Raw genomic sequence first — 22709 nt, forward strand, 5'->3', positions numbered from 1 at the left:
CGCCGACGCCGACACCCCCGCTCACTCGCCCGGGTAGCTGACCCCGATGAGCGAACGGATCGTGTCCATGGTCCGGAGCACCTCGAGCGTGTGGTCCCACGTCATCCGCGGGCTCTCCGTGGCGCCGAGCGCGACCTGGCGGGCCACCTCGGCGGCCTCGTACTGCAACCCCTTGGTGCCCGGCTGGTCGAACTCCCACACGCGACCGTCCAGGCGCTGCACGTGGAACGACGTCGGGCCGTAGAAGCTGCCCTTGACCACGATGTTGCCCTCGGTGCCCGAGATGTGCGCCATGGTCGGCGTCTTGGCCCACATCGTCGTCGACAGCGTCGCCTGCGTGCGCTCGCCGTAGGAGAGCACGATCGAGATCTGGCCGTCGACGCCCGTCGAGGTCAGCTGCCCGACGGCCTGCACCGCGTCCGGCACGCCGAGGAAGTCGTGCGCGAACGAGACCGGGTAGACGCCGAGGTCGAGCAGCGCCCCACCCGCGAGCGTGGGATCGAACAGTCGGCTGTTCGGGTCGAAGGCGAACGCCTGGCCGTGGTCCGCGGAGATGTTGATGATCTCGCCGATCTCCCCAGCGTCGATCACCTGGTGCAGCGCGTAGACGTGCGGCAGGAACCGCGTCCACATCGCCTCCATGACGAAGACGCCGGCCTCGCGGGCGGCGGCGAAGACCTCCTCGGCCTCGCCCGCGTTGCGCGTGAAGGCCTTCTCGACGAGCACGTGCTTGCCGGCGCGGATGGCGAGCAGCGCCTGCTCCTTGTGCTCGGAGTGCGGCGTCGCGATGTAGACCGCGTCCACCTGCGCGTCCTCGACCAGCTCGCGGTAGCCCACGTGCGTGGTCGGGATGTGGTGGGCCGTGGCGAACCGCTGGGCGCGGTCCCGGTTGCGCGAGCCGACCGCGACCAGCTGCGCGCGCGTGTGCGCGTTCACGGCCGCGGCGAACGTCGCGGCGATGTTCCCGGCGCCGAGGATGCCCCAGCGGATCGGCGGAGCGGTGCGAGGGTCCTGCGCGCGGTCGGCCATGGGCGACAACCTAGCGCGGTGTGCGGCACTGTTGCGGTGTGCCCTCCGTCCCCGACCGTCTGACCGCCTGGGGCCAGCAGCTGGTCGAGGTGCACGACAGGCTGCGCGACGAGCTCGACCGCCTGCGCGACGGTCTCGACGAGCACGCCACGCTGACGCCCGAGCTGCGCAGCCACTGCGTCGCCTTCTGCGGCGCGGTCGGTCGCCACCACACCGGTGAGGACCGCACGGCGTTCCCGACGCTCGCGGCGCAGCACCCCGAGCTGCGGGACACGCTCGACGGCCTCGCGCGCGACCACCTCGTGGTCGCGGCGATCCTGCAGCGGATCGAGGAGATCCTGCGGACGGCTGACGACGACCCGGCCGGGGCGCGCCGCGAGATCGACGGGCTCGGCGCGATCCTCGAGTCGCACTTCCGCTGGGAGGAACGCGCGATCGTCGCGGCGCTCGACGGCCTCGACGACCCGGCGCTGACGCGCGAGGACCTGTTCGGCTGAGCGCTACTTCTTGGTCGTCGCCTTGGCCTTGGCGGGGGCGCGACGCGCGGGCGCCTTCTTCTTCGCGGGAGCGGACGCGCGCTTCTCGGCCAGCAGCTCGACGGCCTGCTCGCGCGTGATCGACTCGGGCGTGAGGTCGCGCGGCAGGGTCCGGTTGGTGACCCCGTCGGTGACGTAGGCGCCGAAGCGACCCTCCTTCACCGTGATCGGCTTCTCCGACGTCGGGTCGTCGCCCAGCTCGCGCAGCGGCGGCGCCGCCGTCGCCCCTCGGCCGCGCTTGGGCTGCGCGTAGATGGCGAGCGCCTCGTCGAGGGTCGTCGTGAAGAGCGCCTCCTCGGACGCGAGCGTCCGCGAGTCCGTGCCCTTCTTCAGGTACGGCCCGTAGCGACCGTTCTGCGCCGTGATCTCCGTGCCGGTCTCGGGGTCGACGCCGACCACGCGCGGCAGCGACAGGAGCATGAGCGCGTCGTCCAGCGTCACCGACTGCAGCGACATCGACTTGAACAGCGAGGCCGTCCGCGGCTTGGGCGCCGCGGCGAGCGCGCGCTTCTGGGCGGCGGCCGACAGCGACGTGTCGATCTCGGGGTCCGGCAGGACCTCGGTCACGTAGGGGCCGTACCGGCCGTTGCGCGCGACGATCGGCGTGCCGGCGACGGGGTCGGTGCCCAGCACCTGGTCGCCCTCGGGCTGCGTCTCCAGCAGCTCGCGGGCCTTGGCGACGGTCAGCTCGTCGGGCGCCAGCTCCTCGGGCACCGACGCGCGGCGCGGGTTGCCGTCCTCGCCGGGCTCGGCGGCCGAGTCCTCGAGGTACGGGCCGTACCGGCCGACGCGCAGGACGATGCCCTCGCCGATCGGGATCGAGTTGACCTCGCGGGCGTCGATCTCCCCGAGGTTGGCGACGAGGTCCCGCAGGCCCTCGCCCTCCTCGTTGCCCGAGCCGTCGCCGAAGTAGAACCGCGACAGCCAGGCCACCCGGTCCTTGTCGCCGGCGGCGATGGCGTCGAGGTCCTCCTCCATCTCGGCCGTGAAGTCGTAGTCGACCAGCCAGTCGAAGTTCTCCTCGAGCAGCCGCGTCACGGCGAACGCGAGCCACGACGGCACGAGCGCCTGCCCGCGACCGGTCACGTACCCGCGGTCCTGGATGACGGAGATGGTGGCGGCGTAGGTCGACGGGCGGCCGATCCCGCGCTCCTCGAGCGCCTTGACCAGCGAGGCCTCGGTGAAGCGCGGCGGCGGTGAGGTCCGGTGCCCGTCGGCCGTGAGGTCGGACGCGGACACCGGGTCGCCCTCGGCCATCTTGGGCAGCCGGGCGTCGTCCTTCTCGGCCGCCGGAGCGTCGTCGGCGTCCTCGGAGTACCGCGACACGTCGCGACCCTCCTCGTACGCCGCGAGGAACCCGCGGAACGTGATGACGGTGCCCGAGGCGGAGAACAGCACGTCGGTGCCGTCGGCGGCGGTCGCCCCGAGGCGGACCGAGGCGGTCTGCCCGCGGGCGTCGGCCATCTGGGACGCGACGGTCCGCTTCCAGATCAGCTCGTAGAGGCGGAACTGGTCGCCCGACAGCTCCTTGGCCACCTGTGCGGGGGTCCGGAAGTGGTCGCCGGCGGGGCGGATGGCCTCGTGCGCCTCCTGCGCGCCCTTGGCCTTGCTGGTGTAGACGCGGGGCGCGTCCGGGATGTAATCGGCGCCGTACAGCTCGGACGCCTGCCGCCGCGCGGCGTCGATCGCCTGCGCGCTCAGCGAGGACGAGTCCGTACGCATGTAGGTGATGTAGCCGTTCTCGTACAGCCCCTGCGCGGTGCGCATGGTCTGCCGCGACGCCATCCGCAGCTTGCGCGACGCCTCCTGCTGGAGGGTCGAGGTGGTGAACGGCGCGGCCGGGCGGCGCGTGTACGGCTTGGTCTCGAGCGAGGAGACGGAGAACGCGGAGTCGGCCAGGCCGGCCACCAGCGAGGTCGCGCGGGCCTCGTCCAGGTGCGCGACGTCGGCGGCCCGCAGCTGCCCGTTGTCCAGGAAGTCGCGACCGGAGGCCACGCGCTGCCCGTCGACGGACGTCAGGCGTGCGCTGAACGACGGCTCGGCCGCGTCCTCGACGGCGAACGTCCCGGTCACGTCCCAGTAGTCGGCGGCGACGAACGCCATGCGCTCGCGCTCGCGCTCGACCACCAACCGCGTGGCCACGGACTGCACGCGCCCGGCGGACAGGCCCTGGCGGACCTTGCGCCACAGCACCGGGCTGACCTCGTAGCCGTACAGCCGGTCGAGGATGCGCCGTGTCTCCTGGGCGTCGACCAGCCGGTCGTCCAGCTCGCGGGTGTTGGCGAGCGCCCGCTGGATGGCCTCGGGCGTGATCTCGTGGAACACCATGCGCTTGACGGGGACCTTGGGCTTGAGCTCCTGCAGCAGGTGCCAGGCGATGGCCTCGCCCTCGCGGTCCTCATCGGTGGCCAGGAAGAGCTCGTCCGACTCCTTGAGGAGCTTCTTGAGCTCGCTGACCTTCTTCTTCTTGTCCGAGTCGACCACGTAGTACGGCGCGAACCCGTTGTCGACATCGACCGCGAACTTGCCGAAGGGGCCCTTCTTCATGTCCGCGGGCAGCTCCGAGGGCTGGGGCAGGTCGCGGATGTGCCCGACGCTCGCCTCGACGTCGTACCCCTCGCCGAGGTACCCGGCGATCGTGCGCGCCTTGGCAGGCGACTCCACGATCACGAGCTTGCGCCCTGCAGACATCGGTCTTGCCCTTCTCAGACTTCGACGGGCCGGACGACCCGCGCGACGTTGGGGACTCTACGGCGTCCCGTCAAGCCCGCGGCAATCGCGACGACGCGGCCTGCCGCAGCACCAGCATGATCGCGAACGCCACGCACGCCGCCATCAGCGCACCCGCGGCACCCCCGAGATAGGCGGTGACCTGCTCGGCTCGAGCCTCGAGATCCGCCCGGTTCTGCCACGTGTGCGACAGTGCGACGACGGCCGAGGCGCCCGCCGCGGCACCGACGATGAGCAGGCCCGCGACGACCGCCCGCATGGTCGCGGGCGTCGGCGGCGGGTCCCCGGCCAGCCGCAGCGCACCGGTMGCGGTCGACGCGCGGGCGGGCGTGAGGGCGACCAGGGCGCAGGCGATCGCGGTCCACGCGAGGACGACGAGCACCGCCGCGACGACGTCCGACGGCCGGTGCCACTGCCCGATGAGCGTCGAGACGCCCGTCGCCGTCGTGTACCCCGCACCGAACACCGCGGCCCAGGGCCGCACCCGCGGCGGGACCACGAGCAGCAGCGCCGCGGAGACGGACGCGGCCGCCGTGGTGTGGCCGCTGGGCAGCGTGTTGCCGTACGACGCCTCGACGCCGAGCTCGGGCCGGTAGAACACGCCGTTCTTCAGCAGCTGCGTGGTGAGGTTGGCGCCGATCATCAGCACCGCGACCTGCAGGGCGAGCGACCACCGACGGCGCAGCGCGGCGATGAGCATCGCCGCGATGAGCACGATCGCGATGAACCCGACCGAGACCACGTCCAGCACGCGCTCGGCGACCCGCCACAGCTGCGTCTGCCCGTACGCCGCCCCCTGCAGGGCCGCGTTCTCGACCTCCTGACCGGCGAGGGTGTCGACGAACACCCGCCACAGCACGTACACGCCCGCGAACGAGAGCACCGCCACCAGCAGCGCGACCGCGACGACCACCCCACGCCGGTCCCGGGCGGCCGGTGCTGGCCGCACGGGCGCGGGGATGACGGGCGTGTCGCTCACCGGACCACGGTAGGTCACCCGGGCGTCCGGACCGGACCCAGTGCCAGGGTCCGGTCAGGTGTCTCACGGCGCGGGCGACGGTTCGTCCGGGCCGACCACCACCGCGTGCCTGCACCCGCCCAGCCGCGCCCGCACGTCCTCGTCGGCGTTGATGCAGAGCAGGCACCCGCCGCGGCGCTCGAGCTCCCAGCCGGCCTCGTCGATGGCGTCGGCCGCCCGCCCGCTGCGCAGGCTCACCGCCGCCAGGTCGAGCACCACCAGCGACGCCGACCCCGACAGTGCGCCCAGCAGCGCGCGCAGCCGCCCGACGTCGGCCCGCCCGAACGACCCGGCCGGCCGCACGTTGGCGGTGAGCCAGGCGGGGGCGGGCGGCATGCCCCCGATCGGTACTGCAGCGGTCACCGTGCTCATGGCGGGCCTCCCGGCTCTGTCGGTCACGTGGTGCTCCACGTGCTCAACACCCACTTCACCCACGCGCGCTGTGGACTACCTGGACGTGACCGGCTCTTTACCTGTGCACCTCCGGGCGCTGCCGCGAACCGTCCGACCCTGCCGCACTGAGGGCTGGCGTGACGGGGGTGCCTCCGCGGACGCCCCAGCAGCCCCACCCGCACCACGTGCGGCAGGTTCCGGCGCCGCACGGAGCGGTAGCGCACCCAGCCGCCCCGCCCCGGGTGGCGCGCCACCCCGTGGAGAGGGCGGCCGCGGCAGAGGTCCCGGGACGGGGCGGGGATCGGGGTCAGCGGAGCGTGAGCTCCACGGGCACGGGCTTCGGCTCGAAGCCGGCCGCCACGACGGCCTGCGGGTCGTGCAGCAGGCACGCGACCGACCGGCGGGGGTCGTCGCCCTCGACCAGGGGCGCGACGAGCTCCGGGGTCACCACGGCGCAGGCGTCGAACGCGTGCGCGCAGCGGTCCCGGTACGGGCAGCCCGAGGGCAGGTTCGACATGTCCGGGGGTGAGCCAGGGATGCCGGAGAGCTCGCGCCGCGGACCGCGCAGGGGCGGGAACGAGTGCAGGAGCGCGTCGGAGTACGGGTGCCGCGGGCGTCGGTACATGTCCTGCGCCGAGGCGTCCTCGACGATCTCGCCGGCGTACATGATCGCGATGCGGTCGGCGATCTCGATGAGCAGCGACACGTCGTGGGTGATGAAGATGACCGAGAACCCGAGCCGGTCCCGCAGCTCCGCGATCTGCTCGACGATCTGCCGCTGCATGACCACGTCGAGGGCCGTCGTCGGCTCGTCCATGATCAGCACCTGCGGGTCCAGCGCCAGCGCCATCGCGATCATCACGCGCTGCCGCATGCCGCCGGACAGCTGGTGCGGGTAGTCCCGCAGCCGGTCCGCGGAGATGCCGACGAGCTCGAGCATCCCGCCGGCCCGCTCCAGGGCCTCCTTCTTGCTCACGCCCGGGAGGTGCGCGGTGATGGCGTCGGCGATCTGCCGCCCGATCCGGAACACCGGGTTGAGCGAGTTCATCGCGCCCTGGAACACGATCGCGAGGTCCTGCCACCGGGTGGCGCGGAGCTCGTTGTCGTTGAGGGTGAGGATGTCGGTCTTCTGACCGGACCGGTCGGTGAAGATGACCTCGCCGCCCGTGATGAGGCCCGGCGGCGGCAGCAGCCGGGTCGCCGCGTAGGCGAGCGTCGACTTGCCGCAGCCCGACTCGCCCGCCAGGCCGAGCACCTCGCCGCGGTTCAGCGTGAGCGAGACCTGACGCAGCACGTGCGTCGGGTCGTCGTCGTACCCGTAGTCGACCGAGAGGTTCTTGATCTCGAGCACGGGGTCGGTGGCGGCGGCGTTCGCCCGGAACGCGCGCTGGGCAGCCACGGCGCTCATGAACGATCCTCCTTGGCCTCGTAGACGACCGGCGTGAAGCCGATGCGGGGACGGATCTTGCGCTGGCGCATGGTCCGGGCGTTGAGGCCCACCGACCGCAGGCGCGGGTTGACGAACTCGTCGATGCCGAAGTTCACGAGCGCGAGCGCCGTGCCGAGCAGGGCGATGAGGAGGCCCGCGGGCACGAACCACCACCACGCGCCGCGCTGCAGGGCCAGCTGGGCCTGCGCCCAGTACAGAACCGTGCCCCAGTTCCACTCGTTGGTCGGCGTGATGCCGACGAACGACAGCGTGATCTGTGACAGGACCGCGAACCCGACGGTGCCGACGAAGCCCGCCGCGATGATCGCGGTGAGGTTGGGCAGGATCTCCGCGGTGATGATCCGCCACGTGCTCTCGCCGTTGGCCCGCGCGGCCTCGACGAAGTCCCGTTTACGGAGCGACAGGGTCTGCGCCCGCAGCACGCGCGCACCCCAGGCCCAGCCGGTCGCGGCGATCACCAGCGCGACGGTCAGACCGCCGGCCGAGGGCAGCTGCCCGGCGATGATGATGATGAGCGGCAGCTGCGGGATCACGAGGAAGACGTTGGACAGCGCGGACAGGCCCTCGTCGCCGAAGCCCCCGATGTAGCCCGCGGTCACGCCGACGATCACGCCGATGACGGTCGCCACGGTGCCGGCCACGAAGCCGACCACCAGCACGCTTCGCGTCCCCAGGATCAGCTGGCTCATGATGTCCTGCCCCTGGTGCGTGGTGCCCATGAGGTGCTCCCACGACGGGGGCTGCAGGATCGCCTTGCTGCGCTGGTTCGGGTCGTACGGCGCGATCCACGGCCCGATGAGCGCGATGAGGAAGAAGAACCCGAGGATCACCAGGCCGGTGAGCGCCTTGGTGTTCCGCATGAACAGGAACCGACGCTTGCCGGCCCGCGGGGGCGTGGCGTCCGGCGCGATCTCGAGGTCCTCGTAGATCGAGGTTTCGACAGTCATGTGTCAGCCCTCCTGTCGCGTGCGGGGGTCGAGCACGCCGTAGGCGAAGTCGGCCAGGATGTTGGCGAGCAGCACCGCGAAGGTGATCACCAGGAAGCAGCCCTGCATGAGGGGGTAGTCCTTCGCGTTGACCGCGCTGAACAGGTAGTAGCCGATGCCCTGGTACGAGAACACGATCTCCATGACCAGGGTGCCGCCGACGATGAAGCCGAGCGACAGCGCGAAGCTGGACACCTGCGGCAGGATCGCGTTGCGGGCGGCGTAGCCCATCTGCACGGACCGCTCCTTGAGGCCCTTGGCCTGCGCGACGGTCACGTAGTCCTCCGAGGACACGGTCACCATCATGTTGCGCATGCCGAGCATCCAGCCCGCGATGGACGACACGACGATCGTCATCGCCGGGAGGAACCCGTAGTAGATGACGGACCCGATGAACTCCCACGACAGGTTGGGCACCATGCTGCGGTCGTAGCTGCCGCTCGCCGGGAACCAGCCGAGCGTCACCGAGAACAGCGAGATGGCGATCAGGGCGAGCCAGAAGTACGGCACCGACGAGAAGAACGTCGACAGGGGCAGCAGGCCGTCGGCCCAGGTGCCGCGGCGCCAGCCGATCCCCATGCCCACGAGGGTGCCGATGGTGAAGCTGATGAGCGTGGCGATGCCGACGAGCCCGATGGTCCACGGCAGCGCCTGCTTGATGACGTCGATTACCGGCGTCATGTACGTGAACGAGATGCCGAGGTTGCCGTGCAGCAGCAGCCGCCAGTACTCGACGTACTGGTCCCACAGCGACATGTTCGCGTCCAGCCCGAACAGCGTGCGCAGCGCCTCGGCGGCGTCGGGGCTGATCCGGCCCTGGTTCTTGGCGATCAGGGCGCTCACGGGGTCGCCCGGCATGATCCGCGGGATGAAGAAGTTGATGGTGATCGCCGCCCAGGCGGTGATCAGGTAGAACACGACGCGTCGCGCGACGAATCTCATCGGTCGGCCTCCTTCGACGCCTCGACGACGGCCAGCAGTGCCTCTTCCACCCGAGGACGCTCGCCGTACGCGTCCAGCACCGAGCCCAGCGACGGGCGGTCCGGGCGGTCGGCGTAGCCCCAGCAGGCGGCCTCGCGGCCCTCGCCGACGGCCATGAGCGGCGGCACCTCGGTGCGGCACACGTCGTTGGCGAACGGGCAGCGCGGGTTGAACCGGCACCCGCTGGGCGGCGCGACCAGGCTCGGCGCCTCGCCGCGGGCGCCGCGGGCGCGGGCCTCGAGGTCGTCCGGGTCCGGCGCGGAGCGCACGAGCAGCTGCGTGTAGGGGTGCTTCGGGTCCTGCGTGACGGACTCGGAGTCCCCCGTCTCCACGACGCGGCCGGCGTACATGACCATCGTCGTGTCGGCGAAGTAGCGGGCCGACGCGATGTCGTGCGTGATGTAGAGGATCGCGAGCTGCAGACGATCGCGCAGGTCGCGCAGCAGGTTGAGGATCCCGAGCCGGATCGACACGTCGAGCATGGAGATCGGCTCGTCGGCCAGCAGCACCTCGGGGTCCGCCGCGAGCGCGCGAGCGATGGCGACGCGCTGGCGCTGCCCGCCCGAGAGCTCGTGCGGGAACTTGTCGATGTAGCGGGCGGCCGGGCGCAGCTGGACGCGGTCCAGCAGCTCCTCGAGCGCCGCCTCTAGCTCGACACCGCGCAGCCGGCCGCGGTGGATCTTCAGGCTGCGGGTGAGCGTGTAGCGCACGGTGTGGACGGGGTTCAGCGACCCGAACGGGTCCTGGAAGATCATCTGGACCCGGCGCACGTAGGCGCCGAACGCCCGACGGTTCTTCGCCGTCGCATCCTGCCCGTGCAGGAGGATCTGTCCGCCCGTGACGGGCATCAGCTGCGCGAGCAGCCGGGCGATCGTGGACTTGCCGGATCCCGACTCCCCCACCAGTGCGACGACCTTGCCGCGGTAGAGCGAGAGGTTCACGTCGTCGACCGCGTGCACGACCTTGTGCGAGCGGAAGCCGCGGACGGGGAAGTGCTTGCGCAGGTCGATGGCTTGCAGGACGGGGGCGTCCGCGTCATCGGGGGGCACTGCCTGAGGGGAGGTCATCGGATCACCTTGGTCGGAGAGTGCGGGCCGGGCGCGGGGCGCGGCGGGCGAGTGGGTACTCGCCCGCCGCACCACGCGTCATCTCGTCAGAGCTCAGTTGGACGGCTTGAGCTTCGACAGGATCAGTGCGGCCTGCGGACCCGTCGGCTGCGGGTTCGCGTACGGGTCCTCATCGGTGGGGAAGCCCGTGTAGTTGGCCGTCGAGTACTGCGCGACGGCCGGGCGGGACCAGATGACCAGGCCCGGGACGTCCTCGACGAAGTGCTTCTGGACGACGTCCAGGGCAGCGGCGCGGTCCTCGTCCGTGGTGCCGGCCTTGTAGTCGGCCAGTGCGGTCGTGACCTCGTCGTTCTGGTAGCGACCGAAGTTCCAGGTCGCCGACTCACCGAGCGGCACGTAGGACGCGCCGTCCATGATGTTGGAGTACATGTTCCACGGCGTCGAGCCACCGTCGGTCCAGTGCAGCGAGGCCTGGAAGTTGCCGAAGGGGATGATGTCGTTGAACCACGTGTCCTGCACGACGCCCTCGACCGTGGCCTCGGCGCCGAGCGCCTTGGCACCCTCGCCGATGATGCCGAGCGCGTCCAGGTAGTCCGTCCAGCCGGTCGGGTTCTGGAGCTTGAAGGTGACCTTCTCGCCGTCCGGGTCCACCAGGGCGTCGCCGTCCCACGTGTAGCCGGCGTCGGTGAGGACCTGCTTGGCCCCGTCGACGTCGACCGACAGCTCCTTGTCCTTGTACGCGTCCGAGATGAACGCGTCACCCGAGGGCTGCGGCAGGCCGGTCACGCTCTTGATCTGCGGCCACACGCCGTAGCCAGCGGTCTCCGAGATGTCCGAGCGGTCCACGACCATGTTCAGCGCCGTGCGGAACGCCACGTCGTTGAACGGCTTCGTCCCGTTGTTCAGGTAGAGCACGTCGACGCCGAAGCCACCGCCCGCCACCTGGTGGAAGTGGTCGGGGTCCTTGGCGATGAACGTGTTCTCGTAGTCCGGGATGAACGTCCAGCCCCACTGCGCCTCACCGGTGGTGAGGGCGGTGGTCAGGCCCGCGTTGTCGTTGAACGTGTCGTACCGGAGCGTGCCGACGAGCGGCTTGGTGCCCCAGTAGTCCGTGTTGGGCTCCAGCGTCACCGACTGCGGCGTGAACGACTTGAGCTTGAACGGGCCGGTACCGACCATCTCGTCGTCGGTCCACTTGACGGGGTCCTGGCCGTCCCACAGGTGCTTCGGGACGATGAGGAGCTTGAGCAGCTTGTCGCGGTTGACGTACTGACCCGAGACGAAGTTCACCGTGACCTTGTTGCCGTCGACGGTGATGTCGCCGTACTGGTCGGGGAAGTCGGTGTTCAGCTCCTTGTTGTCCTTGCGGAGCTGGATCGAGTACGCGATGTCGTCGGCGGTGAAGTCCGTCCCGTCCGACCACTTGACGCCGTCGCGAGCGGTGATGACGGCCTGCGTCGAGTCGGCGTTCCACTCGACGGACTCGGCGAGCCAGGGCGTCGGGGGGTCCGTCGGCTTGAGCTCGTTGACCTGCATGAGCGACTCGTACACCGCGAACGCGTACCCGAGCGAGAGCGACGCGGAGCCGGTCGCGAGCGGGTTCTGGTTGGGCTGCTGCGGGCCGTTCGGCATGCCGATCGTCAGGATCTTGTCCGAGGCGCCACCGGTACCGCCGGACGAGTCGTCGCTGCTGCCCCCGCCGCCGGAGCAGGCGGTAGCGAGCAACGCGAGGGTGGCTGCCGTAGCGACCACCGTCGAGAGCTTGCGGATTCTCACGAGTGCCTCCTTGCACTGATGTCGGAACTGCGGGTCGTTCACTTCTGGTCCCGGCCCGACGGGACTGCGGATCTCGTCGGACCGTGGCTGCTGTGCCTGGTCGGGCTGCAGGGCTGTGCGACTACGCCGGCGCGCTCCTGGGGAGAGTCACGTCGACCGTGAGGCGCAGGTCGGTCGAGGACCGGCCCACGCGGATCGGGTAGGTACCGGCCGGGGTCACCCAGCCGGGTTGTGCCGAGTCCCAGGTGCGGAACGCTCGCGCGTCTACCCTCACCTGGACGTTCGCGTGCGCGCCTGCGGCGGCGTGCACGACGGCGAAGCCGCCGAGCCAGCGGACGGGGCGGTCACCCTCGCCGCCGGGCTCGACGTAGACCTGGACGACCTCGCGGCCGTCGCGGGCGCCGGTGTTGCGGACGGTGACGTCGAGGACGACGGATCCGTCCGCCTCGACGACATAGGTCACCGCGTCGTACTCCCACGTGGTCCAGCCGAGGCCGTGACCGAAGGGCGCAGCGGGGGTGCGCCCGAGCTTGAGCCACGAGCGGTACCCGACGTGGATGCCCTCGTGGTAGTCGACGACCCCGTCGACCGGGACCGCGTGGGGCACCGGCACGTCGGACTCGTGCGCGGGGAGCGTCCAGGGCAGCCGGCCGGTGGGCTCGGTGACACCGGTGAGCACGTCCGCGAGCGCCTCGGGCCACTCCTGCCCGCCTAGCCACGCCCACACCACGCACGGCACCTCGTCCAGCCAGGGCAGCAGCACCGGGGCGCCGGCGTTGACGACGACGATCGTGCGGGGGTTCGCGGCGAGCGCGGCCTTGACCAGCTGGTCCTGCGTGCCGGGCAGCGCCAGGCTCGTGCGGTCGTAGCCCTCGGACTCGATCTCCTCGTTGGTGCCGACGACGACCACCGCGAGGTCGGCCGCGGCGGCGGCCTCGACGGCCACGGCCAGCAGCTCGTCGGGCGACGTGCCGGGGATCCGGTGCACCAGCTCGGCGCGGGCGAAGCTCGAGTACCCGACCGGGTGGACGGCCTGCACGACGGCGTCGATCTCGACGGTCGTCGGCTCGGTCACGTCGATCACCAGGGTGGCGGGCGGCGGCTGGTTCACGGAGGAGTCCAGGATGACCTCGGCGCCGACGACGCGGTCGCCGGTCGACAGCAGCTGCCCGCCGACGCGGATCGAGTGCTTGCCCACCGTGCCGACGCCGACCTCGTGCCGCCCCGGCTCGTCCAGCCGGACCGTGGTGCGGATGCGCAGCGCCGCGGCGGGGCCCGGGACCTCGCGCAGCCAGCCGTTCCACTCGGTCACGTCGGCGGCGGTGAGCACGGTGCCGTCCGCGTCGAGCAGCTCGCCGAGCGCGCCGACGTGCCCCTCCGGCGTCGTGCAGCGGCCGGCCAGGTCGAGCGACGGGGGCAGCAGCCGGGACACCGCTCCGGGGTGCGTCTCGATCGAGACCTCGCCGAACGCCTCGCGCAGCGCGGCCTCGGGCGTCGACAGGTGGTCCGGACGGACGAACGCCGAGCCGCCGCCCTGCACGAACGGGTGAACGGCGTTGGGCCCGAGCAGGGCGATCCGGGTGACGTCGTCGGGTGAGACGGGCAGCGCGTGCTCGTCGTCGCGGAGCACCACCATCGACCGGGACACCAGCTCGCGCAGCACGCCGCGCACGTCGACGTCGGCCACCCGGTCGCGCTCCGCCCCGGACGGCTCGACACCCTCGAGGGCACCCACCCGCTGGGCGAGCCGCAGGAGGCGCAGCACCTTGGCGTCGAGCAGCGACTCACTGACGTCGCCGGCGCGGACCGCGTCGAGCATCCCGTCGCCCCAGGGGCCGTCCGGCCCGGGCATCTGCAGGTCGAGCCCGCCCTCGGCGGCACCGACCACCGACTTGGTGGCCACCCAGTCGCTGAGCACGACGCCGTCGAAGCCCCACTCGTCCTTGAGGATCCCGGTGAGCAGCGGGCGGTGCTCGGCGACGGTGGCCGCCGTGGTGCCGTCGTCGACGCCCGAGTACGCGCTCATCACGGACCACGCCTGGGCCTCGTGCACCAGCTGCTCGAACGGGGCGAGGTAGACCTCGCGCAGCGTCTTCTCGTCGACGCGCGACAGGTAGGTGGTGCGCTGCGTCTCGGAGTCGTTGGCGACGAAGTGCTTGACGCACATGCCGACGCCGCGGTCCTGGGCCGAGCGGACCACGTGCACGGCCATCGCACCGGTGAGCAGCGGGTCCTCGGAGTAGCACTCGAAGTGCCGCCCGCCGACGGGCGTGCGCTGCAGGTTCACCTGCGGGGCGAGGACGACGTCGACACCGTGCCGGCGCGCCTCGGCGGCGAACACCTGGCCCACCTGGTCCGCCAGGTCGACGTCCCAGGTCGCGGCGAGCGCGCTCGGCGCGGGGAAGGAGGCCGACGTCTCGTCGGCGGACTCGGACACGCCGCGCACCCCGGCGGGGCCGTCGGAGACGTGCATCGACCGCAGGCCGATGCGCGGGATCGCGGTGGTGGACCACAGGCCGGCACCGACGACGAGGCGGACCTTCTCCTCCAGGGAGAGGACGGACAACAGAGCAGCGAGGCGGCTCTCGTTGTCGTTCATGGGCCGTTCAGCCGTGGGCGGCTGGGTGGCCGTGTCGAGTGACACAGCGCGTGCTCCGATCGGACGTCGTTGTCTTCTGCCGAGAATGAAAGCACAACTTACTGACCTGTCAGTAAGTGCGATGATCACAGTATGGTTTCAGTCATGGACGACGCCGTTCCCCCCGCCGCAGCGCCGCAGCGCCGCGCGCGGCAGCCCCGCCAGGCCACCGCGGAGCGCCGCGCGGAGATCCTGCGGGCCGCCGCCAACACCTTCGGGTCCAAGGGGTACAAGAACGGGTCGCTCACCGAGGTCGCCGAGCAGGTCGGCATCACGCACGCCGGAGTGCTGCACCACTTCGGCTCCAAGGAGCAGCTGCTGGTCGAGGTGCTGGAGTTCCGCGACAAGGAGGACGTCCGGGACCTCGAGGGCCAGCACATCCCCAACGGCATGGAGCTGTTCCGCCACCTCATGCGCACCGCGCGGATGAACGTCGACCGCCCGGGCATCGTGCAGGGCTACTCGGTGCTCACCGGCGAGTCCGTCACCGAGAACCACCCCGCCCGCGGCTGGGTCACCGACCGCTTCACCGTCCTGCGCGGGGAGATCCGCGCCGCGCTCGTCGAGGTCAGCGGCGGGACCGTGCCCGACGACGTCGCCGCCTGCGCCGCCAGCGCGATCATCGGCGTCATGGACGGCTTGCAGGTGCAGTGGCTCCTCGACGACGGCGTCGACCTGCCGGCCGCGACCCAGTTCGCCATCGAGGCGATCCTCACGGCCGCCCTGCTGGGCGCCGAGCGCCCGCACCCGCTCGACTGACCCTCAGGCATTTCACAGGTTCGGTCCAGGCGCACGCCAGGATCCCGTCGGAGTCTGTGGTCATGACGACGACCGCACTCCGCCGACCGGACGCCCTGACCCGTGCCGACGGCTCCCCCGTCCGTGCGCTCGTGGTCGACGACGAGCCCACCCTCGCCGAGCTGCTCTCGACCGCCCTGCGCTACGAGGGCTGGCAGGTGGACCACGCGCTCAGCGGCCACGCCGCCGTCCGCGCCGCCAAGGCCCTCGACCCCGACGTCATCGTGCTCGACGTCATGCTCCCCGACCTGTCCGGCATCGACGTGCTCCGCCGCGTCCGCGCGACGCACCCGAACGTCCCCGTCCTGTTCCTCACCGCCAAGGACGCGGTCGAGGACCGGATCGCCGGGCTCACGGCCGGCGGCGACGACTACGTGACCAAGCCGTTCAGCCTCGAGGAGGTCGTCGCGCGCCTGCGCGCCCTCCTGCGCCGCACGGGTGCGATGTCGACCCGCGACGAGGCGGTGCTCGTCGTCGGCGACCTGACCATGGACGAGGACAGCCACGAGGTGACACGCGACGGCCAGGACATCCGCCTCACCGCCACCGAGTTCGAGCTGCTCCGCTACTTCATGCGCAATCCCAAGCGCGTGCTGTCCAAGGCGCAGATCCTCGACCGCGTCTGGCAGTACGACTTCGGCGGCCAGGCCAACATCGTCGAGCTTTACGTGTCCTACCTGCGGCGCAAGATCGACAAGGGCCGCACGCCGATGCTGCACACGCTGCGCGGGGTCGGCTACGTGCTGAAGCCGTCGATCTGAGGTCGGCCGTCGGTATGGGCACACGTCCCCGATGGACGCTGCGCCGACGCCTCGTCGTGGTCGTGGTCGCGCTGGTCGCCGTGGTCGCCGCGGCCATGGGGACCGTCTCGACCCTCGCGCTGCACAGCTCCCTGATCACGCAGCTGGACGAGAAGCTCGCCGCGGCGCACCACCGCGCGGCCGACGGACCCGTCCGGGCGGGCGGTCTGTCGGGCTCCCCCGGGCAGATCTTCGAGCCGCCCGCGGTGGGCTCCGGCAACTTCCGGCCGGGGCAGGACGCCGGCACCGTCAACGTCGAGCAGCCCGCGGGCGTCGACCCCGCCGACCTCACCGCGTTCCAGGCCGGCTACGTCGGCGACGACGGCACGCCCACGGCGCTCACCACCGAGCAGGCCACGCAGATGCTCGCCGTCCCCGCCGACGGCGACGCGCACTCGATCACCCTGGCGGGCCTGGGCGCCTACCGCGCCGTCGCCAGCGTCGACGACGACGGCACCACCAACGTCACCGCGCTGCCCACCGCGGCCCTGACCAGCACCGTCACCACCTTCGTGGTCGTCGAGGGCGTCGTCGCCGCGCTCGCCCTGCTCGCCGCCGCGGCCGTGGGCGTCGTGCTCGTGCGCCGCGAGCTGCGGCCGCTCGACCGCATCGTCGACACCGCCAACCGCGTGGCCACGCTGCCCCTCGACCGTGGCGAGGTCGTGCTCGCCGACCGCGTGCCCGCCGAGGACACCGACCCCGCGACCGAGGTCGGCCAGGTGGGTGCGGCCCTCAACCAGCTGCTCGGGCACGTGGAGCAGGCGCTCGCCTCCCGGCACGAGTCCGAGTCGCAGGTGCGCCAGTTCGTCGCCGACGCGAGCCACGAGCTCCGCACGCCGCTGGCGTCGATCCGCGGATACGCCGAGCTGGTCCGCCGGTCGCCCGAGGAGATGCCCGTCGGCGCCCTGCAGGCCATGTCGCGCGTCGAGTCCGAGTCGCTGCGCATGACCGCGCTGCTCGAGGACATGCTGCTGCTCGCGCGTCTCGACGCCGGCCGCCCGCTGGAGTCGGAACCCGTGGACCTCACCGTGCTGGCCATCGACGCCGTCACCGACGCCCACGCCGCTGGCCCCGACCACGACTGGCGGCTGGACCTGCCCGATCCCTCCGACGACGACCTCATCCTCGTGACCGGCGACGACCACCGCCTGCGCCAGGTGCTGGCGAACCTGCTGTCCAACGCCCGGCTGCACACGCCCGCCGGCACCGCCGTGACCGTCCGCGTCCGCAAGACCGGCGCGGCGGTCGTCGTGCAGGTCGCCGACGACGGCCCCGGCATCCCGCCCGCCCTGCGCGAGAGCCTGTTCCAGCGGTTCACCCGCGGCGACGCCTCGCGCAACAGCGCCRCCGGCTCCACCGGCCTGGGCCTCGCGATCGTGCACGCCGTCGTCACGGCCCACGGCGGCACCATCACGGTCGACAGCGGTGCCTCGGGCGCGGGCACCACGTTCACGGTCACCCTCCCGGCGGCGACGGCCCCGGCCCCCGCAACGCCGACCGCCCGCACCCCCGCCCGCCTCTGACCGCTCCCCCCGTCGTCGCAACGTCCGCTCATCCGGTCGTCGGAACGCGCGAATGTGCGGACGCCCCGCCCCGCACAACGTCCGAGCAGATGCAGCCCCCGGGGTCCCTTTGCTCGGACGTCCCCATCCATCCCGCCAACGTCCGAGCTCGTGGGGGCCCTGAGCCCTCTTTGCTCGGACGTCCCCGTTCACCCCGCCAACGTCCGAGCTGTTGGGGGCCCTGGGCCTCCTTTGCTCGGACGTTCCGAAGCTCCGGTGGCCGCGGCACTCGTGGCGGGGGAGCCTGGGACCGAGTCCGACGAATCCTTCGAGGAGTGGTGATGGCTGATCTCAGCAAGGCGTTCAGCGGGTTCTCGACCGACGACGTCTCGGCCGCGCGGGAGTTCTACGCCGACGTGCTCGGGCTCGACGTCACCGAGGAGAACGGGATGCTCTTCCTGCACTTCGAGAGCGGGCACGAGGTGCTCGTCTACCCGAAGGGTCGTGCGCATGCTCCCGCGACCTACACGGTGCTCAACTTCCCGGTCGAGGACGTGCCCGGCACGGTCGCCGAGCTGCGGGAGCGCGGCGTGCGGTTCGAGAAGTACGAGGGCACGCCCGGCGAGACCGACGACGACTTCGTGTTCCGCAAGGGCGGCCCGCTGATCGCCTGGTTCACGGACCCGGCCGGCAACGTCCTGTCGATCATCGCCGCCAGCTGAGTCGCACAGCGGCCGCGACCACCAAGCCAAGCACGGTCATCGCGACGACCAAGCCCTGACCGTCGCCAAGCACGCTCGTCGCGACCCCCACGGCTTTCTGGCCACGAACCCGACGTGAGTGGCGCCGAACAGCTCGTTCGCGTCACTCACGTCGGGTTCGCCGCCTCCCGGCTACAGCGGGAACGCGTTGTAGAAGTCGACGACGTCCTCGACCGGGACCGTGGCCTGGAAGACCGTGGTGCCGTTGGTCCACACCGCGATGCCGGTGCCGTCGCCGGCGTCGGCGATCGAGTACGTGCCGGCCTTGGCGCCGCCCGCCGTGACGTCCCCGCTGGTAGGCAGGGCCGGGGCGTCGCTCGAGGCGGAGGGCGAGGGCGCGGCGGGCGCCGCCGGGAGCGCCGCGACGAGCGTCGCGGCGAACGCCGTCGCCTCCTCGGGCGTCTCCCACTGGCCCGACCGGACGGTGACGGTCCCGCTGCCGCCGTCGGTGTACGTCTCGGTGTACGCCTCGATGGCGCCGGCGGCCTGCCACTCGGTGTCGGGCGCGGACGTGGCGAGCGCGTACTGCAGGACGCTCGTCGGCAGGGCGGACGCGAACGCGGTGGTCGCCGGGCGGGCGACCGGGGCGACGGTGGGTGTCGGGGACGGCAGGAGCACGGTCGATGCCGCCGCCGGGGGCGGGGTGTCCGTCGAGTCGCCCTTCGAGCCGGTGACGATCGCGATGATGATCGCGGCGGCCAGCAGCACGACCACGCCGATGATCACCGGGATGAGCCAGCGCGGCCGACCGGACGAGGGCGCGGCGGGCGGCTCCTGCTCGACGACCGGGGCGGCGGACGCCGAGCTCGCGGCGGACGTCTCGGGCGAGGGACCTGCGGAAGGCGACGGGGCGGGCGGCACCGGGGTCGTCGGCGGCACTGCCTGCCAGTTCGTGATCGGCGGCGTCGGCCGCTCGGGGCCGGGACGGCCGGTGTCGCTCATCGGGGCTCCCCCTTGCATCGCGTCGCCCGAACCCTCGTCGGACGCCCGCAGCCTACCGACGCAAACTCGTCCCTCCATGCCACGACGCCGGTATGCCGCGAGCCGCCGGATCAAACCCCGCCGGCTGCACCTGGCCACCTGACCCGCATCGTGCGAGAGGTTCCGCCTGGCGAACCCGCGCCACAGCGGCGCACCGCGCGTGGCGGCGCGGGGCCAAACCCGTGCCAGGGGCCGGCCAGCACGACCGCGCCGCGCGTGGCCATCTCCTCCGGTCGGGCCGGTGACCGGCGCGGTCGGGCGATCGTGTCGGACCCAGCGGTTAGCGTGCACCGCGTGACCTCGACCTCCACCAAGCGCCCCGACCGCAGCGCCCGCCCGGGCTTCCGCTGCACCGAGTGCGGCTGGACCGCGAGCAAGTGGGTCGGTCGCTGCGGCGAGTGCCAGGCGTGGGGCTCGGTGGTCGAGGACACCGGCCCCGGCGGCGGCGCACCGCGCACGGTCGCCACCTCACCCACGCGCTCGCCGGCCCAGCCGATCGACCAGATCGACGTCGAGACGGCCAGGTCGCGGCCCACGGGTGTCGACGAGCTGGACCGCGTGCTCGGCGGCGGCATCGTGCCCGGCGCCGTGGTGCTGCTGGCCGGCGAGCCGGGCGTCGGCAAGTCGACGCTCCTGCTCGACGTTGCGGCGCGCGCGGCTCGGACCGGTCGCACGGTGCTCTACGTGACGGGTGAGGAGTCGGCCGCGCAGGTGCGCCTGCGGGCCGGTCGGATCCACGCGCTCGACCCTCGGCTGCTGCTCACCGCGGAGACCGACCTGGGCACGGTCCTCGGCCACATCGAGCACGTCGAGCCGGACCTGCTGGTGCTCGACTCGATCCAAACCATCGCATCCGCGCAGGTCGAGGGCACGGCCGGCGGGGTGTCCCAGGTGCGCGAGGTGGCCACGGCCGTGATCCAGGCCGCCAAGGCGCGGGACATGCCCGTGGTGCTCATCGGGCACGTGACCAAGGACGGGTCGGTGGCCGGGCCGCGGACGCTCGAGCACCTGGTGGACGTCGTCTGCCAGTTCGAGGGCGAACGGCACTCGCGCCTGCGCATGCTCCGCGCGACCAAGAACCGCTACGGCCCGACCGACGAGGTGGGCTGCTTCGACCTGTCGGAGTCCGGGATCGTCGGCCTGCCGGACCCCAGCGGCCTGTTCGTCTCGCAGGCGCTGCACGCGGTGCCGGGGACGTGCCTGACCGTGACGCTCGAGGGTCGCCGGCCCCTGGTCACCGAGGTGCAGTCGCTGGTCGCACCGAGCGCAGTCCCCAACCCGCGGCGGACCACCAGCGGCGTGGACAGCAGCCGGCTCGCGATGGTCCTCGCCGTCCTGCAGCGACGGCTCGGCGCGCGGCTGGCGGACCAGGACGTGTACGTCTCGACCATCGGCGGCGCTCGCGTCGCGGAGCCGGGGGCCGACCTGGCGCTCGCCCTGGCTGCACTCAGCTCGCGGGAGAACGTGCCGCTGCCGCGCGGACTGGTCGCCATCGGGGAGATCGGGCTGGCCGGCGAGATCCGGACGGTGTCCGGCGTCGGGCGGCGACTGGCCGAGGCCGCGCGGCTCGGGTTCACGCGCGCGATCGTGCCAGCCGGTGCGCTGGAGGGCGCGACTCCCCCGGCCGGCATCACCGTGCTGATGGCGGCGGACCTCATCGAGGCCGTGACCGCCGCGGGGCTCGTGCCGGAGACCGCCTCGACCGGGCGGCGCTGACCGCGTTCGGCTTCGGCGGGGGTCGACCCGGCTCGGCGTATCGATGTCACGGACGCCGACGCGCACCCCGTCACAGACCGCCTCTCGGCGACTTCACCCGACTTCCGAAAACATCTTGACCGGTACAGAGTCGGGGGTTACTTTATCGGTATAGAGAAGGACGAACCGACAGGAGAAACCCTGATGTCGATGGACAGCTCACAGCTCGGTCTGCTGCTCGGCGTGAACGTCGCGCAGCACGAGGTCGACAGCGCACGACCCTGGGCACCTGAGGTCCCGGAACCCGAACGACGCCACCGCGCGCCCCGGTCCCGCGCACCGCGCACCCGCCGCACTCTGGCGGGGGCACTGCACCACCTGGCCGACGCGGTCGCCCCCGCCTCCACCACCGGGGCCGGCCACCCCGCCCGATGACGCTCTCCCCACCGGGACCCCTCCCGGCGACCTACCCTGTCCCGCATGGAGCGGAACAGGGTGGCGTCATGTCGCGGGTGACGCTGCAGACGATCGCCGACAAGGTCGGCGTCAGCCGGATGACCGTGTCGAACGCGTTCTCCCGCCCCGACCAGCTCTCGGCGGACATGCGGCGCACCATCCTCGCGGCCGCGGCGGACCTCGGGTACGTCGGCCCCGACCCCTCGGCGCGCGCGCTGGCCCGCGGCACCACCGGCGCGGTCGGCGTGCTGCTCACCGAGTCCATCGGGGCGGCGTTCCGGGACCCGATCGCCGCGGCGTTCTTCGGGGCGGTCGCCGAGGAGCTGGCCCCCACCGGGCTGGCCGTGGTCCTGCTCCCGTCAACGGGCTCGGAGGGGACGATCCCGGCCCGCGACATCCCCATGGACGGGGCCCTGGTCTACGGGTGCGCCGCCGACTACCCCGCGGTCGACTGGCTCGTGAAGCGCAGGCTCCCGCTGGTGTTCGTCGACGGCGAGCCGACCGCGGGCGCCGCGAGCGTGCTGCTGGACGAGCAGCACGGCGCCCGCCTGGGCGCCCAGCACCTGCTCGACCTCGGCCACCGCCGGATCGGCATCCTCACCATGAACGTCGAGGTGCCGCCCGGGTTCGCGCCGGATCCCGCCACGGCCGGGTCGGGGTTCGTCGCGCGCGAGCGCCAGATCGGCTGGATGGAGCCCCTGGACGCGGCCGGCGTCACGCCGCTCGTCATGGAGGTCCACGACAACGTGGAGCCGTACGTGTCCGAGGGCGCCCGCGCACTGCTCTCCCGACCCGACCGGCCGACCGCGGTCCTGTGCTTCTCGGACCTCATGGCGGCCGCGGTCGTGCACGCCGCCGAGGAGCTCGGGCTCCGGGTGCCGCAGGACGTCTCCGTCGTAGGGTTCGACGACTCGCCGCTGGCCCGCCGCCTGCGCCCGGCGCTCACCACGATCCACCAGGACTTCGCCGCGAAGGGCAAGGCCGCCGCGGACGCCCTGACGTCGTCGATCGCGCGGTTCCGCGCCGGCGCCGCACCCGACCCGCAGCAGCACCGCATCCTGGTCGACCTGGTGGTCCGCGACAGCACGGCACCCCCCGCGGGCGCCTGAGCC

At 72.2% G+C, this 22709-nt stretch carries 19 protein-coding genes; 8 read left to right on the forward strand and 11 right to left on the reverse strand.

What is annotated here, in order from left to right; all coding sequences use genetic code 11:
* Positions 1-21: 21 nt before the first annotated feature.
* Positions 22-1029 carry a Gfo/Idh/MocA family protein gene (locus AC1DYZ_RS01805; protein ID WP_477063519.1) on the reverse strand — a complete coding sequence of 336 codons (1008 nt, stop codon included), beginning with the start codon at positions 1027-1029 and terminating at the stop codon, positions 22-24.
* Between the two features lie 38 nt (positions 1030-1067).
* On the opposite strand from AC1DYZ_RS01805, the gene AC1DYZ_RS01810 reads away from it, so the two are divergent.
* Positions 1068-1526 (forward strand): hemerythrin domain-containing protein, encoded by a 459-nt coding sequence (locus tag AC1DYZ_RS01810; protein WP_477063520.1) that lies wholly within the window; start codon positions 1068-1070, stop codon positions 1524-1526.
* A 3-nt stretch (positions 1527-1529) separates the two neighbouring features.
* On the opposite strand, the gene topA is transcribed toward AC1DYZ_RS01810, so the two are convergent.
* The 9 genes from topA to AC1DYZ_RS01855 form a co-directional block, all read right to left on the reverse strand.
* Positions 1530-4256, reverse strand: a complete 2727-nt coding sequence (topA, locus tag AC1DYZ_RS01815; RefSeq protein ID WP_477063521.1) for a type I DNA topoisomerase — start codon at positions 4254-4256, stop codon at positions 1530-1532.
* 70 nt (positions 4257-4326) lie between these two features.
* On the reverse strand, positions 4327-5274 hold the full coding sequence (locus AC1DYZ_RS01820; RefSeq protein ID WP_477063522.1) for a phosphatase PAP2 family protein: 948 nt from the start codon (positions 5272-5274) through the stop codon (positions 4327-4329).
* Positions 5275-5337: 63 nt separating this feature from the next.
* The gene (locus AC1DYZ_RS01825) at positions 5338-5685 is read right to left on the reverse strand and encodes a hypothetical protein (RefSeq protein ID WP_477063523.1); all 348 of its coding nucleotides are present in this window, start codon (positions 5683-5685) and stop codon (positions 5338-5340) included.
* A 328-nt stretch (positions 5686-6013) separates the two neighbouring features.
* On the reverse strand, positions 6014-7114 hold the full coding sequence (locus AC1DYZ_RS01830) for an ABC transporter ATP-binding protein (RefSeq protein WP_477063524.1): 1101 nt from the start codon (positions 7112-7114) through the stop codon (positions 6014-6016).
* A complete protein-coding gene (locus AC1DYZ_RS01835) occupies positions 7111-8103 on the reverse strand; it encodes an ABC transporter permease (RefSeq protein WP_477063525.1) in 993 nt (330 codons plus the stop codon). Before AC1DYZ_RS01835 ends, AC1DYZ_RS01830 begins: the two co-directional genes overlap by 4 nt.
* 3 nt (positions 8104-8106) lie before the next feature.
* Positions 8107-9084, reverse strand: coding sequence for an ABC transporter permease (locus AC1DYZ_RS01840; RefSeq protein ID WP_456823987.1), 978 nt, complete (start codon positions 9082-9084; stop codon positions 8107-8109).
* The gene (locus tag AC1DYZ_RS01845; RefSeq protein WP_477063526.1) at positions 9081-10190 is read right to left on the reverse strand and encodes an ABC transporter ATP-binding protein; all 1110 of its coding nucleotides are present in this window, start codon (positions 10188-10190) and stop codon (positions 9081-9083) included. The genes AC1DYZ_RS01840 and AC1DYZ_RS01845 overlap by 4 nt, the downstream gene beginning before the upstream one ends.
* A gap of 93 nt (positions 10191-10283) precedes the next feature.
* Positions 10284-11966 carry an ABC transporter substrate-binding protein gene (locus AC1DYZ_RS01850; RefSeq protein ID WP_477063527.1) on the reverse strand — a complete coding sequence of 561 codons (1683 nt, stop codon included), beginning with the start codon at positions 11964-11966 and terminating at the stop codon, positions 10284-10286.
* 121 nt (positions 11967-12087) lie between these two features.
* Positions 12088-14565 carry a beta-d-glucosidase gene (locus AC1DYZ_RS01855; RefSeq protein ID WP_477063528.1) on the reverse strand — a complete coding sequence of 826 codons (2478 nt, stop codon included), beginning with the start codon at positions 14563-14565 and terminating at the stop codon, positions 12088-12090.
* A 144-nt stretch (positions 14566-14709) separates the two neighbouring features.
* Here AC1DYZ_RS01855 and AC1DYZ_RS01860 point away from each other — a divergent pair, with 144 nt between their 5' ends.
* From AC1DYZ_RS01860 to AC1DYZ_RS01875, 4 genes are all read left to right on the forward strand, one after another.
* A complete protein-coding gene (locus AC1DYZ_RS01860; protein WP_477063529.1) occupies positions 14710-15363 on the forward strand; it encodes a TetR/AcrR family transcriptional regulator in 654 nt (217 codons plus the stop codon).
* Between the two features lie 62 nt (positions 15364-15425).
* Positions 15426-16163 (forward strand): response regulator transcription factor, encoded by a 738-nt coding sequence (locus tag AC1DYZ_RS01865; protein WP_477063530.1) that lies wholly within the window; start codon positions 15426-15428, stop codon positions 16161-16163.
* Between the two features lie 14 nt (positions 16164-16177).
* Positions 16178-17725: a sensor histidine kinase gene (locus AC1DYZ_RS01870; RefSeq protein ID WP_477063531.1), complete on the forward strand. Its 1548-nt coding sequence runs from the start codon at positions 16178-16180 to the stop codon at positions 17723-17725.
* A gap of 320 nt (positions 17726-18045) precedes the next feature.
* Positions 18046-18426, forward strand: coding sequence for a VOC family protein (locus AC1DYZ_RS01875; protein ID WP_477063532.1), 381 nt, complete (start codon positions 18046-18048; stop codon positions 18424-18426).
* Between the two features lie 171 nt (positions 18427-18597).
* On the opposite strand, the gene AC1DYZ_RS01880 is transcribed toward AC1DYZ_RS01875, so the two are convergent.
* Positions 18598-19407, reverse strand: coding sequence for a hypothetical protein (locus tag AC1DYZ_RS01880; RefSeq protein ID WP_477063533.1), 810 nt, complete (start codon positions 19405-19407; stop codon positions 18598-18600).
* Between the two features lie 333 nt (positions 19408-19740).
* Between AC1DYZ_RS01880 and radA the strand changes: the two genes are divergently transcribed.
* The 3 genes from radA (at position 19741) to AC1DYZ_RS01895 (ending at position 22706) form a co-directional block, all read left to right on the forward strand.
* Entirely contained in the window at positions 19741-21162 is a 1422-nt protein-coding gene (gene radA / locus AC1DYZ_RS01885; RefSeq protein ID WP_477063534.1) for a DNA repair protein RadA, read from the forward strand.
* Between the two features lie 189 nt (positions 21163-21351).
* Complete coding sequence (locus AC1DYZ_RS01890; RefSeq protein WP_477063535.1) at positions 21352-21576, forward strand: hypothetical protein; 225 nt, start codon at positions 21352-21354, stop codon at positions 21574-21576.
* A gap of 68 nt (positions 21577-21644) precedes the next feature.
* Positions 21645-22706, forward strand: coding sequence for a LacI family DNA-binding transcriptional regulator (locus tag AC1DYZ_RS01895; RefSeq protein ID WP_477063536.1), 1062 nt, complete (start codon positions 21645-21647; stop codon positions 22704-22706).
* The last annotated feature ends 3 nt before the right edge of the window (positions 22707-22709 follow it).

This window comes from Cellulomonas sp. P1_C4 (assembly GCF_056406355.1).